The following is a 16,234-nucleotide window of genomic DNA, read 5'->3' as shown; positions in this document are numbered from 1 at the left end:
GTTAAGACGGGAGTTTAAATCATAAATGGCAAAAACAAAATTGCAATTTAATTTGGAAGGCAGTGTTCCCATAATTTTAAGAAAGGATTTTTCCAGAATTAAAAGGGTAATAAATACCCCTAACCTTCTTGAAGTTCAAAGAAAGTCTTATGAGAGATTTCTGCAAAAGGATATACCTCAAGATAAAAGAGCGAATAACGGGCTTCAAGGAGTTTTTAAATCTGTTTTTCCCATAGAAGGGTTAAGTAAAAATTTTTCTTTAGAATTTATGGGCTACACTATCGGCGAACCAAAATATAGCATTTTCGAATGTAAACAGAAGGGACTGACTTATAGCGCATCCCTGAAAGTCCTTTTTGACCTTGTGACCTTTGAACTTGATTCCGATTTGAACGGGAAAAATGTGCAAAGAGAAATTAAGGATATCAAGGAACAAGAAGTATATTTTGGTGAAATACCGCTAATGACCCAAAATGGATCTTTTATTATTAACGGAATCGAAAGGGTAATCGTAAGCCAGTTGCAAAGGTCTCCCGGGGTTTTCTACGATAATGACAAGATAAGAAGCCATACCCAGGGAAGACCTTTTTATACTGCGAGGGTTATACCTTACAGGGGGTCATGGCTGGATTTTGAATTCGACCAGAGGGACATGATTTTTGCCAGAATAGACAGAAAAAGAAAATTCCCTGCGACTATTTTGCTTAAAGCGGTGGGATATTCAAGAGACGATATTCTTGGCAGTTTTTATCAACATGAAGTATTTAAGCTCATTAACGGGAAATATTTCAGGAGAATGCCGAAGGATTTTCTGACGCAGACAAGGGCAAGCGAAGACATTATTAACCCGAAAACAAAAGAAGTTTTAATCAAGAAAAACAGAAGAATAACAAAACTCTTAATAGATAAACTTGAAGAAGCAGGGGTTGAGTTTTTGCCTTGCGATGAATCCGAAGTTATAGGGAAGTACCTTACGAAAGATGTTGCAAAGGATGGAGAGACTATTGCCAAATCGGTTCAACCCGTAACATCCAATCTTTTAGAGGTTTTCAAAAATCTTGGCATAAATGAGTTTAGCGTCTATTTCATTGATAATATAAATGTATCTTCCTCGATATTAGATACGATATTGGCCGATAAAATAAATTCTAAGGATGATGCCGTTATCGATATTTACAAGAGAATGAGACCAGGAGATCCGCCGAACCTTATATCCGCAACATCCTATTTCGAAAATATGTTTTTTAACCCTGAGAGATATGATTTGTCCGAGGTCGGAAGGCTTAAAATAAATAATAAATTGAATCTGAATAAAAGCCTTGACGACAGGGTATTGTTTCCGGACGATATTCTAAATGTCTTAAAATATTTAATGGAGCTCAAAGACGGCAGAGGAATAATAGACGATATCGACCATCTTGGAAACAGAAGGGTAAAAGCTGTGGGAGAGTTACTGGAAAATCAATTTAGAATAGGTCTCGTAAGAATGGAAAGGGCCATTAAGGAGAGAATGACCACGCAAAAACTTGACTCTTTAATGCCCAATGACCTTATTAATCCTAAGCCCGTTAATTCGCTGATAAAAGAATTTTTTGGAAGAAGCCAGTTGTCCCAATTTATGGATCAAACGAATCCGCTTTCCGAAATCACTCATAAGAGACGTCTTTCTGCGCTTGGACCCGGCGGCCTGACAAGGGAAAGGGCAGGATTTGAAGTCAGGGATGTTCATCCAACCCATTACGGCAGGATTTGTCCTATCGAAACACCTGAAGGGCCGAATATCGGACTTATAGCCTCTCTATCTTCTTATGCAAGAGTCAATGAATATGGGTTTATTGAGACCCCTTACCGAAAAGTTAAGGTCGCGGAGAAAGGCGCTATGGTAACCGACGATGTTGATTTTCTGACGGCTATGGAAGAGGAAAAATATGTTATAGCCCAGGCTAATGCGGAAATAGACAAAAACGGCTATCTTGTAAATGAATTGATTCCTGTCAGGAGAAGCGGAGAAACGGTGATGGTTTACCCAAATGAGGTCGATTACATCGATGTTTCCCCAATGCAGCTTGTTTCGGTTGCTACCTCGTTAATCCCATTTTTGGAGCATGACGATGCTAACCGTGCTTTAATGGGTTCCAATATGCAAAGGCAGGGCGTACCGTTATTAATGCCCGATCCTCCGATTATCGGAACAGGTATCGAAAAAATTGTGGCAAAAGACTCGGGTGTTTGTGTCGTAGCGGAACATAACGGCATAGTCAGTTATGTAGATTCGACAAAGATTTATATAAATCGTGACGGTGAATTAACCGAAAGCAAAGAAGATAATGATCCTGTCTCTATTTATAACCTTGTAAAATTTCAAAGATCGAATCAAAATACATGTTTAAATCAAAGACCGTTGGTTAAGGCGGGGGACAGGGTTATTGCCGGACAAATTATTGCGGACGGCGCATCGACAAAAGACGGAGAGTTGGCTCTCGGGCATAATGTCCTGGTTTCGTTTATGCCTTGGAACGGCTATAACTTTGAGGATTCGATATTAATAAGCGAAAAATTATTACATGAAGATGCGTTTACATCTATCCATATAGAAGAATTTGAAGTAGCATGCAGGGAAACAAAATCAGGCAAGGAGGAAATTACTTCAGATATTCCTAATGTAGGCGAAGATGCCTTAAGAAATTTGGATGAAAACGGGATTATCAGAATAGGCGCGGAGGTTAAAGCTCAGGATATATTGGCGGGCAAGGTTACCCCGAAAGGGGAAACGGTTCTTACGCCCGAAGAAAAACTTTTAAGAGCTATATTCGGGGAAAAGGCAAAGGAAGTTAAAGATACATCATTAAGGGTTCCTCCGGGTGTTTCCGGCGTCGTTGTCGATGTCAGGGTATTTTCGAGAAAGGGCATTGAAAAAGACTTTAGGGCAAAGGAGATTGAAGACAGCGAGGTAGCAAATCTTATTGCGGAATTGGACGATAAGATATTGTCTATTTCGGATAACGCCCTTGAGAAGATGCGCGGAGTGGTACAAAATAAAAAATGCGGTTCAAATACGGCACTTTCATCTGGACATAAGCCTGTGTACCTTAAAAAAGGGGATATATTGACGGAAAATATAGTTTCCAAGCTTACCAGAGACGATATTTTTAATATAGAATTTGAGGGCAATGCTAAAAATATATATGATAAATTAAAAAAGATAGACGATGAATCATTAGAAGATATCGACCTTTTGAAAGGATTTTACGAGGATAAAATCACAAGAATGCAAAGAGGCGATGAACTTCCCCCTGGCGTTCTTAAAACGATAAAGGTTTATATTGCTATTAAAAGAAGATTATCCGTAGGGGATAAAATGGCGGGAAGACACGGAAATAAGGGCGTGGTTTCCAGAATACTGCCCCTTAACGATATGCCGTTTATGAAAGACGGAAGGATAGTCGATATGGTGCTAAACCCTCTTGGGGTTCCTTCCAGAATGAATGTCGGACAAATTTTAGAGGTTCATCTGGGTTGGGCTGCGCATAATTTAGGTATTCAAATCAATAAGATTATAGAAGAAAATTTTGGTCCGGAAAAGGTTAGAGAAAAATTATTGGCGATTTTTAACGACCCTACGATGGTTCAATTTATTAAAGGATTAAATGGAGATGAGGTCATAGAACTTGCAAAAAAATATAAGAACGGGGTTTATATGGCAACCCCTATTTTTGACGGGGCAAAAGAAAGCGAAATTAGGAATTACCTTAAACTTTCGGGCGTAGAAGAAACGGGACAGGTTACGCTTTATGACGGGAGATCGGGTGAACCGTTCGACAGGAAGGTTACCGTCGGCATAATGTATATGCTTAAACTCCATCATTTAGTCGATGATAAGATACATGCGAGGTCAACAGGTCCTTATTCATTGGTAACTCAGCAGCCGTTAGGCGGAAAAGCGCAGTTTGGAGGACAGAGATTGGGAGAAATGGAGGTATGGGCAATGGAGGCCTATGGAGCCGCTCATACTCTTCAAGAGTTTCTTACGGTTAAATCGGATGATTCCGTCGGAAGGACAAGAATGTATGAAGCGATTGTAAAAGGGAATACATCTTTTAAGGTAGGGCTTCCTGAGTCGTTTAATGTTCTTATTAAAGAGTTGCAGAGTCTATGCCTGAATGTCGAGTTGTTAAAGGAGGGAGAAAATGTCAATTGATGACGATATAGATAATTATAGTAATGACAATAAGGATGCCACCCTTACGATTAGCCTGAATGATATTTCCGAAGACGAAGAAGATATGGTTCAGATTGAGGAAAAGGAGCCAAACCTTGAAAAATTATTTGACGGTAAAAATAAAAGAGATTTCTTTTTGAATGACAGGGAGGGGATTAAAGATCCGCTAAGCTTTAATTCTATCAGGCTGGGAATCGCGTCTCCTGAAACAATAAAAAAATGGTCGCATGGAGAGGTCAAAAAACCGGAAACTATAAACTATAGAACATTAAAACCGGAACGGGACGGACTTTTTTGCGCTAGAATTTTTGGCCCGATCAAGGATTATGAATGCAATTGCGGAAAATACAAAAGAATGAAGCATCGCGGCATAGTGTGCGAAAAGTGCGGCGTAGAAGTTATTTCATCCAAAGTTAGAAGAGAAAGGCTCGGGCACATTGAACTTGCTTCCCCCGTGGCGCATATATGGTTTTTTAAAAGTCTGCCTTCAAGAATTGGAAGCATTCTTGATATGACCCTTAAGGATATCGAAAAGGTCCTTTATTTTGAGTCTTATGTTGTTATAGAACCGGGTGATGCATCAAAAATTGGATTAAAATATAAAGATATTATAACAGAGGAAAATTATCAAAAAATTCAAAAGGAGGGGTATAATTTTAAGGCGGGTATCGGCGCTGAAGCCTTAAAAGAACTTCTTAAAGGAATCGACCTCAATTCCTTATCTAAAAATCTAAAAGAAGAGATAAAAGATTTGCCGAACGGCATTAAAAAGAAAAAACTTGCAAAACAATTAAAACTAATTGAGGCGTTTAAAACATCAGGAAATAGACCTGAATGGATGATTTTAGATGTAATTCCCGTTATTCCCCCTGATTTGCGCCCTTTGGTTCCGCTTGAAGGCGGAAGATTTGCGAGCTCCGACTTAAATGATTTATACAGGAGAGTTATAAATAGAAATAACAGATTAAAAAAACTTATAGAACTTTCTGCCCCTGATATAATTATTAAAAATGAAAAAAGGATGCTCCAGGAAGCGGTGGATGCGCTCTTTGATAATGGACGGCGCGGCCGCGTAATAATGGGCTCCAATAGACGGCCGCTTAAGTCCTTAAGCGAGATGCTAAAGGGAAAAACAGGAAGATTCAGGCTTAATCTGTTGGGCAAGAGAGTGGATTACTCCGGAAGGTCGGTTATAGTCGTAGGACCAGAGTTAAAACTTCATCAATGCGGTTTGCCTAAAAAAATGGCCATAGAACTTTTTAAACCGTTTATTTTTCATAAGCTATTGCAAAAGGGTGTAACCGATACGCTTAAGACCACAAAAAAATTGGTCGATAAAGAGGCGCCGGAGGTTTTTGATGTTTTAGAAGAGGTAATTAAAGAGCATCCCGTATTGCTAAACAGGGCTCCAACCCTTCATAGGCTGGGGATACAAGCATTTGAACCCGTATTAGTCGAAGGGAAGGCAATTCATTTGCATCCGTTAGTCTGCGCGGCATTTAACGCGGATTTCGATGGAGATCAAATGGCTGTCCATGTTCCGCTTTCGATAGAGGCTCAGGTTGAAGCAAGGGTTTTGATGATGGCAACCAATAATATACTTTCGCCGGCAAGCGGAAAGCCGATTATAGTTCCTTCTCAGGACATAGTGCTCGGCTTATATTACATGACGAGAGAGATCCCGTTCGCAAAAGGAGAGGATAAGATATTTTCCAATCCCGATGAGGTTAAATTTGCTTATGACAACGGGTTTGTGAGCTTGCATGCCCGCATAAAAGTAAAGATTAATGATAAAATCGAGACGACAACCGTTGGAAGGGTCATACTTTATGAAATAATGCCGCGTGAAATAGATTTTTCGTTTGTAAATACACTTATGTCCAAAAAGGAAATTACGAACTTAATAGATTATGCCTTCAGGATATGCGGCCCGAAAAAGACCGTTATACTGGCGGATAAGCTAAAGTCGATAGGTTACGAATACTCTACCAAATCAGGCATATCCATTTGCATAAGCGATATGGAGGTGCCGCCTGCAAAAATTAATGTTATCAAAGAAGCTACGGCAAAAGTGGAAGAGATAGAAAATAGCTATAAAGAAGGCCTTATAACAAACGGAGAGCGGTACAACAAAGTTGTTGACACATGGGCAAATGCTACGGATGAAATTGCCATGGCTATGATGAATCAATTGGGTACGCAGGAATATTCAGGGGGTACAAAAAACAAGAAAATTACGGGGAAAAGCTTTAATTCTATTTTTATGATGGCGGACTCAGGTTCCAGAGGCTCCGAGGCGCAAATAAGGCAGCTTGCAGGAATGAGGGGATTAATGGCAAAGCCTTCGGGAGAAATTATCGAAACGCCTATCACTGCAAATTTTAGAGAAGGGCTTACCGTTCTGCAGTATTTCATTTCTACTCACGGAGCAAGAAAGGGGTTGGCGGATACAGCCTTAAAAACGGCTAATTCAGGTTATTTAACGAGAAGATTAGTCGATGTTGCCCAGGATACTATCATAACCGAACATGATTGTCATACAATGGACGGGATAGTGGTCTCGACTTTAGTAGAAAGCGGCGATGTAATCGAACCGATAGAAGATCGAATACTGGGGAGGGTTGCTTTGGAGGATATTATAGATCCGTTTACGGGCAGCCTGATTGTCAAAGCCAACGAGGAAATTCAGGAATCCCATCAATCGCTGATAGAAAATGCACACATAGAGAGCGTTAAAATAAGATCCGTTTTAACTTGCAAGACTCAAAAGGGCGTGTGCGTAAAATGCTATGGAAGAGACCTGGCCAGAGGCCATTTGGTAAATATAGGGGAATCTATCGGCGTTATGGCGGCGCAATCGATTGGCGAGCCCGGAACGCAGCTGACGATGAGAACATTCCATGTGGGAGGCACTGCTTCAAGAAGATCGGAACAGACAAGTATCGAAAATAAATATGACGGTATTGTTAAATTTAATAACCTTAATATTATTAAAAATAGAGATAATGAATATGTTGTTATGAACAAAAACGGCGAAATCGTTATCTTAGACGACTTAGGAAGAGAATTAGAAAAAATTCAATTGACTTACGGTTCGAAAATAAAAGTTGAACCCGATTCCAAGGTTAAGAAAAATACTCTTTTAGCCGATTGGGATTCATACATTAACCCGATAATTGCGGATATCTCCGGAAAAGTAAGATTCGATGATATAAGAGAAAATGAAACTATGCAGGAGCAGGTCGATGAAACATCCGGCTTATCGAGGAAGGTTATCATCGAACCTAAAGATCAAACATTAAGGCCAAAAATAATTATTAAGTCGGCTAATCAGGAAAAGTCTTATTTGATGCCTATAGGGTCGCATTTGTCCGTTCAAGACGGGGATGAAGTTTATGCAGGAGATATAATTGCAAGAATTCCGAGAGAGACTACTAAAACTAAGGATATTACAGGCGGTTTGCCGAAAGTGGTGGAGCTGTTTGAAGCCAGAAAGCCGAAGGAATGGGCTGTTATAACCGAGATAAGCGGCAAAATATCTTTTGGACGGGATTTTAAGGGTAAAAGACGGGTTATTATCGAACCCGTAAACGGAGAGCCGAGAGAATACTTAATTCCTAAGGGGAAACTTGTCAGCGTTCATGAGGGGGATTATGTTAAGGCCGGCGAGCCCTTAATGGATGGTTCGCCTAATCCACACGATATTTTAAGAGTTCTCGGAGAAAAAGAACTCGCAAAATTTTTAGTCGATGAAATTCAAGAGGTTTACAGACTTCAAGGCGTTAAAATAAATGATAAGCATATCGAAGTTATAGTAAGACAGATGCTAAAAAATGTAAGAATTAAAAATGCAGGAAGTTCCAGATTCCTTGAGGATGAAGTTGTGGATAAAAATTTGTTCGATGCAGAAAATGAACGGATTATAAATGAAGGCGGAAATCCTGCCATAGCCGAGCCTGAATTAATGGGTATAACCAAAGCCTCGTTAAGTACCGAAAGCTTTATTTCTGCCGCATCATTCCAGGAAACCACAAAGGTCCTGACCGAAGCGGCTATTCATGGTAAAATAGACCATTTGAGAGGACTTAAGGAAAATGTTATTATGGGAAGGCTTATACCTGCGGGTACCGGCTCCACGAAGTATTTAGCCCTTGATGTCGAGGTAGTATAATTTTTTAATTGGAAATGCAAAAAAATCTTGACAAAAAAGTAATTAAATATTAGAATCTAAAATTCCATAAATAATTCCATAAATTGTTTTAGGAAAACCGATAAGGTTAAAAGTATTTAATTTTTAAAAATATAATTTAATAATTTAGTTAGCTAAGGAGATATTGTGCCAACCGTAAATCAATTAATCAGGAGTGCGAGAAAGAAGGTATTAAAGAAAACCTCTTCCCCTGCCCTAAAAGGATCTCCTCAAAAAAGGGGAGTTTGTGTTAGGGTTTATACCACCACCCCAAAAAAACCTAACTCAGCGCTTCGTAAGGTTGCGAGGGTTAAGTTAACCAACGGCATGGAGGTAACTTCGTACATTCCAGGAGAGGGACATAATTTGCAGGAACACTCGGTAGTATTGATAAGGGGCGGAAGGGTTAAAGATTTGCCGGGCGTAAGGTATCACATAATTAGAGGGACTCTTGACTGCGTCGGCGTAAACGGAAGAAAACAAAGCAGATCCAAATATGGGGCTAAAAGAACTAAATAATAGTATATAAAGTGAGGAGTTAAAATTGTCTCGGAGAAAAAGGGCTGTTAAAAGGGTTATCGAAAGCGACCCAAAGTTCAATGATAAGGTTGTGCAAAAGTTTATAAATAAACTTATGTATAACGGAAAAAAGAGCGTGAGTGAAAAAATATTCTATAAATCGCTTGATATAATCCATGAAAAGACTAAAGATGACGGTCTTAAGATTTTTAGGCAGGCTATTGACAATGTTAAACCTGTTCTTGAAGTAAAGGCCAGAAGGATAGGAGGTTCTAACTATCAAGTCCCTGTCGAGGTAAGAAGCGATAGAAGATTATACTTAGCAATAAGATGGATTATAGGATATGCCAGAGCAAGAAGCGAAAAATCCATGGAAGAGAATTTAGCCCTTGAAATATTGGATGCCGCAAACAACAGGGGAAGTTCAATTAAAAAGAAGGAGGATACATTTAAAATGGCTGAAGCGAATAAGGCTTTTGCACATTTTAAATGGTAATAAGAGGGCTAAATGGCAGATAAAATACCTTTAGAAAAAACAAGAAATATAGGCATTATGGCACATATTGACGCAGGTAAAACCACAACTACCGAAAGGATTTTGTATTACACGGGGGTCAACTACAAAATTGGCGAGGTTCACGATGGAACGGCCACGATGGATTGGATGGAGCAGGAGCAGGAAAGAGGAATAACAATCACATCTGCTGCTACCACATGTTTTTGGAAAAACAACAGGATAAATATAATAGATACCCCGGGGCATGTTGATTTTACAATAGAGGTAGAAAGATCCTTAAGGGTTTTGGATGGAGCAGTAGCCGTATTTGACGGTGTCGCAGGAGTCGAACCGCAATCCGAGACAGTTTGGAGGCAAGCCGATAAATATAAAGTGCCAAGAATATGTTTCGTGAATAAGATGGACAGAACCGGCGCAAATTTTTTTAGATGCGTGGATATGATCAGGAAAAGACTTAATTCAACACCCGTTGTTATGCAAATTCCGCTGGGTCTTGAAGATAATTTTAAAGGTATTATCGATGTTGCTACAATGAAAGCATTTGTTTATAAGAATGAAAGCCTCGGGGCAGAGTATGACGCAATAGATATTCCCCAGGACTATTTTGAAGAATCAAAAAAATATCATGACGAATTTATTGAAAAGGCGTGCGATTTTGATGACGCCCTGATGGAAAAATATTTAGCGGGCGAAGATATCGATATTAATTTAGCTAAAAAAGCGATAAGGAAAGCAACGCTAGAGTTTAAGCTTGTTCCCGTATTTTGCGGGTCGGCATTTAAAAATAAAGGCGTGCAACCGTTGCTGGATGCCGTAATCGACTACCTGCCTTCTCCTGTGGAAGTGCCGCCTATTAAGGGTATAAATCCTAAAACAGAAAAAGAAGAAACGAGGCATGCCTCCGATGACGAGCCTTTTTCGGCGTTAGCCTTTAAAATTGCATCGGATCCTTATACAGGCCAGCTGACATATATCAGGGTTTACTCAGGCGTCCTTTCTTCGGGGTCGTATGTTTATAATTCTGTTAAGGATTCCAAAGAAAGAATTGGAAGGCTTTTAAGGATGCACGCAAATAAAAAGGAGGAAGTAAAAGAGGTTCATGCAGGGGATATTGCCGCTGCCGTCGGGTTAAGAAGCACTATTACGGGGGACACCCTTTGCGATGATTCCCATCCGATAGTTCTTGAATCGATGGAATTTCCCGATCCGGTTATATCCGTCGCTATCGAACCGAAGACTAAAGCGGATCAAGAAAAATTAGGACTGTCGCTGCAAAAATTAACAGTAGAAGATCCGTCTTTTAGGGTTAAAACCGATTTAGAAACAGGGCAGACTATAATTTCGGGTATGGGCGAGCTTCATCTTGAAATAATAGTCGATAGATTAACAAGAGAATTTAAGGTCGATGCAAATGTAGGCAAACCTCAGGTTGCGTACAAAGAAACAATAAATAAAAAAGTTCAATCGGAAGGCAAGTTTATCAGACAATCAGGCGGCCGAGGCCAATATGGCCATGTATGGCTTGAGCTTGAGCCTCTCGGAAAAGGCGCAGGTTATGAATTTGTTAATAAAATAAAAGGCGGCGTTATTCCCACAGAATATATACCTGCTATCAATAAAGGTATTGCAGAGGCTTTAACAAGCGGGGTTTTGGCCGGTTATCCTGTGGTCGATATTAAGGCTTCCGTATATGACGGGTCTTTTCATGAGGTTGACTCTTCAGAAATGGCATTTAAGATTGCTGCTTCAATGGCATTTAAGGACGGCGCTAAAAAGGCTTCCCCTGCGCTTCTTGAGCCGATAATGAAAGTTGAGGTTTTAGTTCCCGAAGAATTTATGGGCGATGTAATAGGGGATTTAAATTCAAGAAGAGGAAAGATTATTAATTTAGAATCAAGAGGAGGAATTCAGGTCATAAATGCAGAGGTTCCTTTAGCCGAAATGTTTGGTTATTCTACCGATTTAAGATCTAAAACACAAGGCAGGGCCAATTATACCATGGAATTTCTTAAATATGAACAGGTGCCAAAAGTTATATCCGATGAAATTATCGCTAAATCGCAAGGTAAATAGATACAATCAGGAGGAACTAAATGTCCAAAGAGAAATTTGACAGATCAAAGCCGCATGTCAATATAGGCACGATAGGTCATGTTGACCATGGCAAGACCACATTAACCGCCGCTATTACAAAGGTTCTTTCGAGAAAAGGCCAGGCTTCCTTTAAATCGTATGACCAGATTGATAATGCGCCCGAAGAAAAGGAAAGGGGTATTACGATTGCCACATCCCATGTCGAATATTCTACCGATAAAAGGCACTATGCCCATGTCGACTGTCCGGGACACGCCGACTATGTTAAGAATATGATTACCGGCGCCGCCCAGATGGACGGAGCCATACTTGTGGTTTCCGCAGCCGACGGCCCTATGCCCCAGACGAGGGAGCATATACTTTTAGCCCGTCAGGTCGGCGTTCCCTATATAGTCGTATTTTTAAATAAGGTCGATATGGTGGACGACCCCGAACTTCTCGAGCTTGTCGAACTCGAAGTAAGAGAGCTTTTAACCTCCTATAACTTTCCCGGGGACTCTGTTCCCGTAGTAAAGGGTTCCGCCCTTAAGGCCCTCGAGGCGGAGTCGGATAACGAATGGACGCAGAAGATAGTTGACCTTATGAATGCCGTCGATGAATATATTCCGCTTCCGAAAAGGGATATAGATAAGCCGTTCCTTATGCCGGTCGAGGATGTATTTTCCATATCGGGAAGGGGAACCGTTGCAACGGGCAGGGTAGAAAGAGGCATAGTCAAGGTCGGAGATGAAATCGAACTTGTCGGAATACTTCCGACATCCAAAACAGTCGTAACAGGCGTAGAAATGTTCAGGAAGCTCTTGGACGAAGGACAGGCAGGCGACAACATAGGCGTTCTTTTAAGGGGCAAGAAGCGCGAAGAGGTGGAAAGGGGCATGGTTTTGTCCAAACCCGGTTCCATAACCCCCCATAAGAGGTTTAAGGTAGAGGCATATGTTCTTACCAAGGAAGAAGGCGGCCGCCATACCCCGTTCTTCAACGGCTACCGTCCGCAGTTCTATTTCAGGACTACGGATGTTACAGGGGTTTGCACGCTGCCGGAAGGCGTCGAAATGGTAATGCCGGGAGACAATGTTTCTATGAGCGTAGAACTCATTACCCCGATAGCCGCCGAAAAGGAATTAAGGTTTGCCATAAGAGAGGGAGGACATACTGTAGGTGCAGGGGTTATAACCGAGGTTATAGAGTAATTTAAACAGAAAAAAGGGTAATATAAAATAAAGGATATTATGGATATTCAAAAAATAAGAATCAGACTTAAAGCATATGACCATAGATTGTTAGATCAATCGGTTATAGAAATTGTCGAAACGGCAAAACGCACCGGTTCCAAAGTCAGCGGTCCGATACCTCTGCCTACTAAAATTAATAAATATTGCGTTTTAAGGTCTCCCCATGTAGATAAAAAATCGAGAGAGGAGTTCGAAATGAGAACGCATAAAAGAATTATCGACTTATTAGAGCCAAATCAAGCTACTATCGATGCCTTAATGAAGCTGGATCTTTCGGCAGGTATCGATGTGGATATTAAGCAGATTTAATTTCATGTTGGAGCCTTATATATGATAAAAGCACTGATTGGAAAAAAGATTGGAATGACGCAGCTGTTTAACGAAGAGGGAATGATTGTTCCCGTTACCGTCATTAAAGCGGGACCATGTACGGTCGTGGCAAAAAAAAATAAACAAACCGACGGATATAATGCCATACAATTAGGATTTGAAGAAGTAAAATCTTATAGGGTAAAAAAGCCTGTTCTCGGCAAATTTACAAAAAATAATATATCTCCGTTAAAAGTACTGAAGGAATTTAGAGATTCGGATGTCGATGCCTTAAACATAGGCGATACGATAGATGTCTCGGTTTTTAACGAGGCAAAGTCGGTGTCCATTAGCGGGATTACTAAAGGAAAGGGATATCAGGGGGTTGTAAAAAGATGGGGCTTTTCAGGCGGCAGGGATACGCACGGCTCAATGTTTCATAGAGCGCCTGGTTCCATAGGCCAATCGTCATTTCCTTCGAAAGTATTTAAAGGATTAAAAATGCCCGGACATATGGGGAATGATAAATGTTCCGTATTAAATTTGAAAGTTATAAAAATCGATGCCGCCGAGAATCTTTTGTATGTCAAGGGTTCCGTTCCAGGTGCAGGCAATGGCATTTTATATATATATGCGGCAGATGAGTCGGGAAGAAAACTGAATAAGTAATTCTTTAATTAATAAATTAAGAAGGATTTATAATGTCTGAGAAAGTAAATGTCGTAAACAAAAATAATGAAAAGGTCGGGGATATCGAGTTGAATGAAATTGTTTATTCATATCCCGTGAAAGAGGCGTTAATAAAAGAATATGTTTTATTAACTCTGGCAAATAAAAGGCTTGGTTTGGCTTCCACCAAAAACAGAAAAATTGTTTCGGGTGGCGGGATTAAGCCATGGAAGCAAAAGGGAACGGGAAGGGCAAGGGCAGGTTCGATAAGGTCTCCTTTATGGAAGGGCGGCGGAACCATTTTTGGTCCAAAAAATGAGAAAAATTATAAAAAGGATATGCCGAAAAAGGCGAGAAAAGCCGCGGTGAAGTCTGCGTTGTCATATCTTTTTAAAGAGGGACGGCTAACTTTTATCGAGGATTTTGATATTCCTGAAATTAAAACTAAAGAAATGGTAAAATTTTTTAGTAAATTCGGCATCGAAAAGGGGTTAGTTATATTGCCATCCACTAATATTAACGATAAAATTGTTAAATCAACAAGAAATCTTGCTGATTTTAAAGCAACTAATGTAAATGAAATTAATATTATCGATTTACTTAAGTATAAGAAGATATTAATTAGCGTAAAAGCCAATGAAGAATTAGAGAGGAATCTTGCGATATGAAAGAATTATATGCCGTTATTGAAAAGGCGCTGCTCTCCGAAAAAAGTCTGGGGATAAGAGAAACAAATAATACCTATGTTTTTAATGTTAATAAAAAGGCAAATAAAAAAGATATTAAAGATATGGTGGAAAAATATTTTAATGTGAAAGTAGAAAATGTTCATACCCTGATTAACAGGGGTAAATACAGGCGGGTTGGAAAATATACCGGTAAATTATCAAATTTTAAAAAGGCTTATGTTAAACTTAAAGACGGCCAAAGAATTTCTGCTTTAGAGGCTTAATCGGGAGACAATAGGAATGCAATTAAAAAAATATAAACCTACATCCAGCGGAAGAAGATTTCAAACTGTTTCAGATTTTTCTGAAATTACGCGGGATTATCCAGAAAAGAAACTGTTATCCAAATATAAGAAAAATTCGGGAAGAAACAATAATGGAAGGGTAACAACCCGCCACCAGGGCGGCGGCCATAAAAAGAGATACAGGATTATCGATTTTAAAAGGGATAAGAGAGATATTCCGGCGCGTGTCGCGGAAATAGAGTACGATCCTAATAGGTCTGCAAGGATTGCCCTTTTAAATTATATCGATGGCGAGAAAAGGTATATATTATGTCCCGACGGATTAAAAAAAGGGGATAGCGTTATATCATCGGAAAAGGCGGATATACAACCGGGAAACTGTCTTCCTTTGCACAATATTCCTGTCGGCACGATGATTCATAATGTTGAATTAAAGCCTAATTCAGGAGGGAAACTTGTCAGAAGCGCAGGCGCTTATGCCGAGCTTCTGGGGAAAGACGGCGGATATGCTCAAATTAAAATGCCGTCAGGCGAGTTCAGGCGGGTTCTCGAGGGATGTTGCGCCACAATAGGCCAAATCGGAAATATAGACCATGAGAATATCAGTATTGGAAAAGCAGGCAGGTCAAGATGGTTAGGAATCAGGCCGTCTGTTAGAGGCGTTGCTATGAATCCGATAGATCATCCGCACGGCGGAGGAGAGGGAAAAACTTCCGGCGGGCGTCATCCGGTTACCCCGTGGGGTGTTCCTACTAAAGGTTTTAAAACAAGAAAAAACAAGAGAACATCAAAATACATAATATCTAGAAGAAAAGTTAAATAAAATTTATTAAAGGAGAGTTTGATTTTGGCCAGATCGATTAAAAAGGGACCTTTCGCCGATGAATCGCTTATAGAAAAGGTGGAAAAGGCATTCGAGACTAACGATAAAAAAATTATAAAAACCTGGTCTAGAAGATCTACTATTTTGCCATCTATGGTTGGATTTACATTTGCCGTTCATAACGGTAAAAAATTTATTCCCGTATTTGTCAGCGAAAATATGGTTGGGCATAAGCTTGGCGAATTTTCGCCGACCAGAACTTTTACCATGCATTCAGGGGATAGAAAAGCCAAGGTTAAATCCAGCGGTCGTCCTGCTGCAAAATAAATATAAAGGGGTTAAAGATGGAGTTTAAAGCTGAAGCAAAATATATTAAGGTTTCTCCTCAGAAGGCCAGACTTGTGGTTGACCTGATACGGGGGAAGAAGGTCTATGACGCTCTTAATATACTTAAGTTTACAAAAAAAAAATCGTCGCTTACCGTATATAAGCTCTTAAAATCAGCGTTAGCAAATGCTTCAAGTACAGGAAGGGTTGATATAGATAACCTGATTATTTCTAAAATCAGCGTCGATATGTCGTTTTCTCTTAAAAGGCTAATGCCGAAAGCTATGGGAAGAGGCGCTACAATTAAGAAGCGTATGAGTAACATTAAAATAGTTCTTGCGGAAATTTAAAATCGGAGGTTAA

At 39.9% G+C, this 16,234-nt stretch carries 13 protein-coding genes; all 13 read left to right on the top strand.

Translation table 11 applies throughout. The features are described from left to right. The first annotated feature begins 25 nt into the window (after positions 1 to 25). The 13 genes from rpoB to EVJ47_02505 all read left to right on the top strand — a co-directional run bounded on the left by rpoB (position 26) and on the right by EVJ47_02505 (position 16,221). Positions 26 to 4,198 carry a DNA-directed RNA polymerase subunit beta gene (gene rpoB, locus EVJ47_02565; protein ID RZD15175.1) on the top strand — a complete coding sequence of 1,391 codons (4,173 nt, stop codon included), beginning with the start codon at positions 26 to 28 and terminating at the stop codon, positions 4,196 to 4,198. A gap of 85 nt (positions 4,199 to 4,283) precedes the next feature. Next, positions 4,284 to 8,390, top strand: coding sequence for a DNA-directed RNA polymerase subunit beta' (gene rpoC / locus EVJ47_02560; protein ID RZD15548.1), 4,107 nt, complete (start codon positions 4,284 to 4,286; stop codon positions 8,388 to 8,390). A 165-nt stretch (positions 8,391 to 8,555) separates the two neighbouring features. Continuing rightward, the gene (locus EVJ47_02555) at positions 8,556 to 8,927 is read left to right on the top strand and encodes a 30S ribosomal protein S12 (protein ID RZD15174.1); all 372 of its coding nucleotides are present in this window, start codon (positions 8,556 to 8,558) and stop codon (positions 8,925 to 8,927) included. 25 nt (positions 8,928 to 8,952) lie between these two features. Then, positions 8,953 to 9,423: a 30S ribosomal protein S7 gene (locus tag EVJ47_02550; GenBank protein ID RZD15173.1), complete on the top strand. Its 471-nt coding sequence runs from the start codon at positions 8,953 to 8,955 to the stop codon at positions 9,421 to 9,423. A 12-nt stretch (positions 9,424 to 9,435) separates the two neighbouring features. Next, positions 9,436 to 11,517: an elongation factor G gene (gene fusA / locus EVJ47_02545; protein RZD15172.1), complete on the top strand. Its 2,082-nt coding sequence runs from the start codon at positions 9,436 to 9,438 to the stop codon at positions 11,515 to 11,517. 20 nt (positions 11,518 to 11,537) lie between these two features. Continuing rightward, positions 11,538 to 12,728 carry an elongation factor Tu gene (gene tuf, locus EVJ47_02540; protein ID RZD15171.1) on the top strand — a complete coding sequence of 397 codons (1,191 nt, stop codon included), beginning with the start codon at positions 11,538 to 11,540 and terminating at the stop codon, positions 12,726 to 12,728. A 39-nt stretch (positions 12,729 to 12,767) separates the two neighbouring features. Continuing rightward, positions 12,768 to 13,079 carry a 30S ribosomal protein S10 gene (locus EVJ47_02535; protein ID RZD15170.1) on the top strand — a complete coding sequence of 104 codons (312 nt, stop codon included), beginning with the start codon at positions 12,768 to 12,770 and terminating at the stop codon, positions 13,077 to 13,079. A 21-nt stretch (positions 13,080 to 13,100) separates the two neighbouring features. Then, complete coding sequence (locus tag EVJ47_02530) at positions 13,101 to 13,748, top strand: 50S ribosomal protein L3 (protein RZD15169.1); 648 nt, start codon at positions 13,101 to 13,103, stop codon at positions 13,746 to 13,748. A gap of 32 nt (positions 13,749 to 13,780) precedes the next feature. Beyond that, positions 13,781 to 14,416, top strand: coding sequence for a 50S ribosomal protein L4 (locus EVJ47_02525; protein RZD15168.1), 636 nt, complete (start codon positions 13,781 to 13,783; stop codon positions 14,414 to 14,416). Continuing rightward, a complete protein-coding gene (locus EVJ47_02520; protein ID RZD15167.1) occupies positions 14,413 to 14,700 on the top strand; it encodes a 50S ribosomal protein L23 in 288 nt (95 codons plus the stop codon). Before EVJ47_02525 ends, EVJ47_02520 begins: the two co-directional genes overlap by 4 nt. 16 nt (positions 14,701 to 14,716) lie before the next feature. Then, positions 14,717 to 15,544 carry a 50S ribosomal protein L2 gene (locus tag EVJ47_02515; GenBank protein ID RZD15166.1) on the top strand — a complete coding sequence of 276 codons (828 nt, stop codon included), beginning with the start codon at positions 14,717 to 14,719 and terminating at the stop codon, positions 15,542 to 15,544. Positions 15,545 to 15,568: 24 nt separating this feature from the next. Then, positions 15,569 to 15,871 carry a 30S ribosomal protein S19 gene (locus tag EVJ47_02510; GenBank protein ID RZD15165.1) on the top strand — a complete coding sequence of 101 codons (303 nt, stop codon included), beginning with the start codon at positions 15,569 to 15,571 and terminating at the stop codon, positions 15,869 to 15,871. Between the two features lie 17 nt (positions 15,872 to 15,888). Then, positions 15,889 to 16,221: a 50S ribosomal protein L22 gene (locus EVJ47_02505; protein ID RZD15164.1), complete on the top strand. Its 333-nt coding sequence runs from the start codon at positions 15,889 to 15,891 to the stop codon at positions 16,219 to 16,221. Positions 16,222 to 16,234 lie beyond the last annotated feature (13 nt).

Origin of the sequence: Candidatus Acidulodesulfobacterium ferriphilum, from assembly GCA_004195035.1 — a bacterium.
GTDB classification, from domain to species: Bacteria; SZUA-79; SZUA-79; order Acidulodesulfobacterales; family Acidulodesulfobacteraceae; genus Acidulodesulfobacterium; species Acidulodesulfobacterium ferriphilum.
Note: the sequence above shows the minus strand (reverse complement) of the source record. Positions and strands in the feature narration are given on the sequence as shown.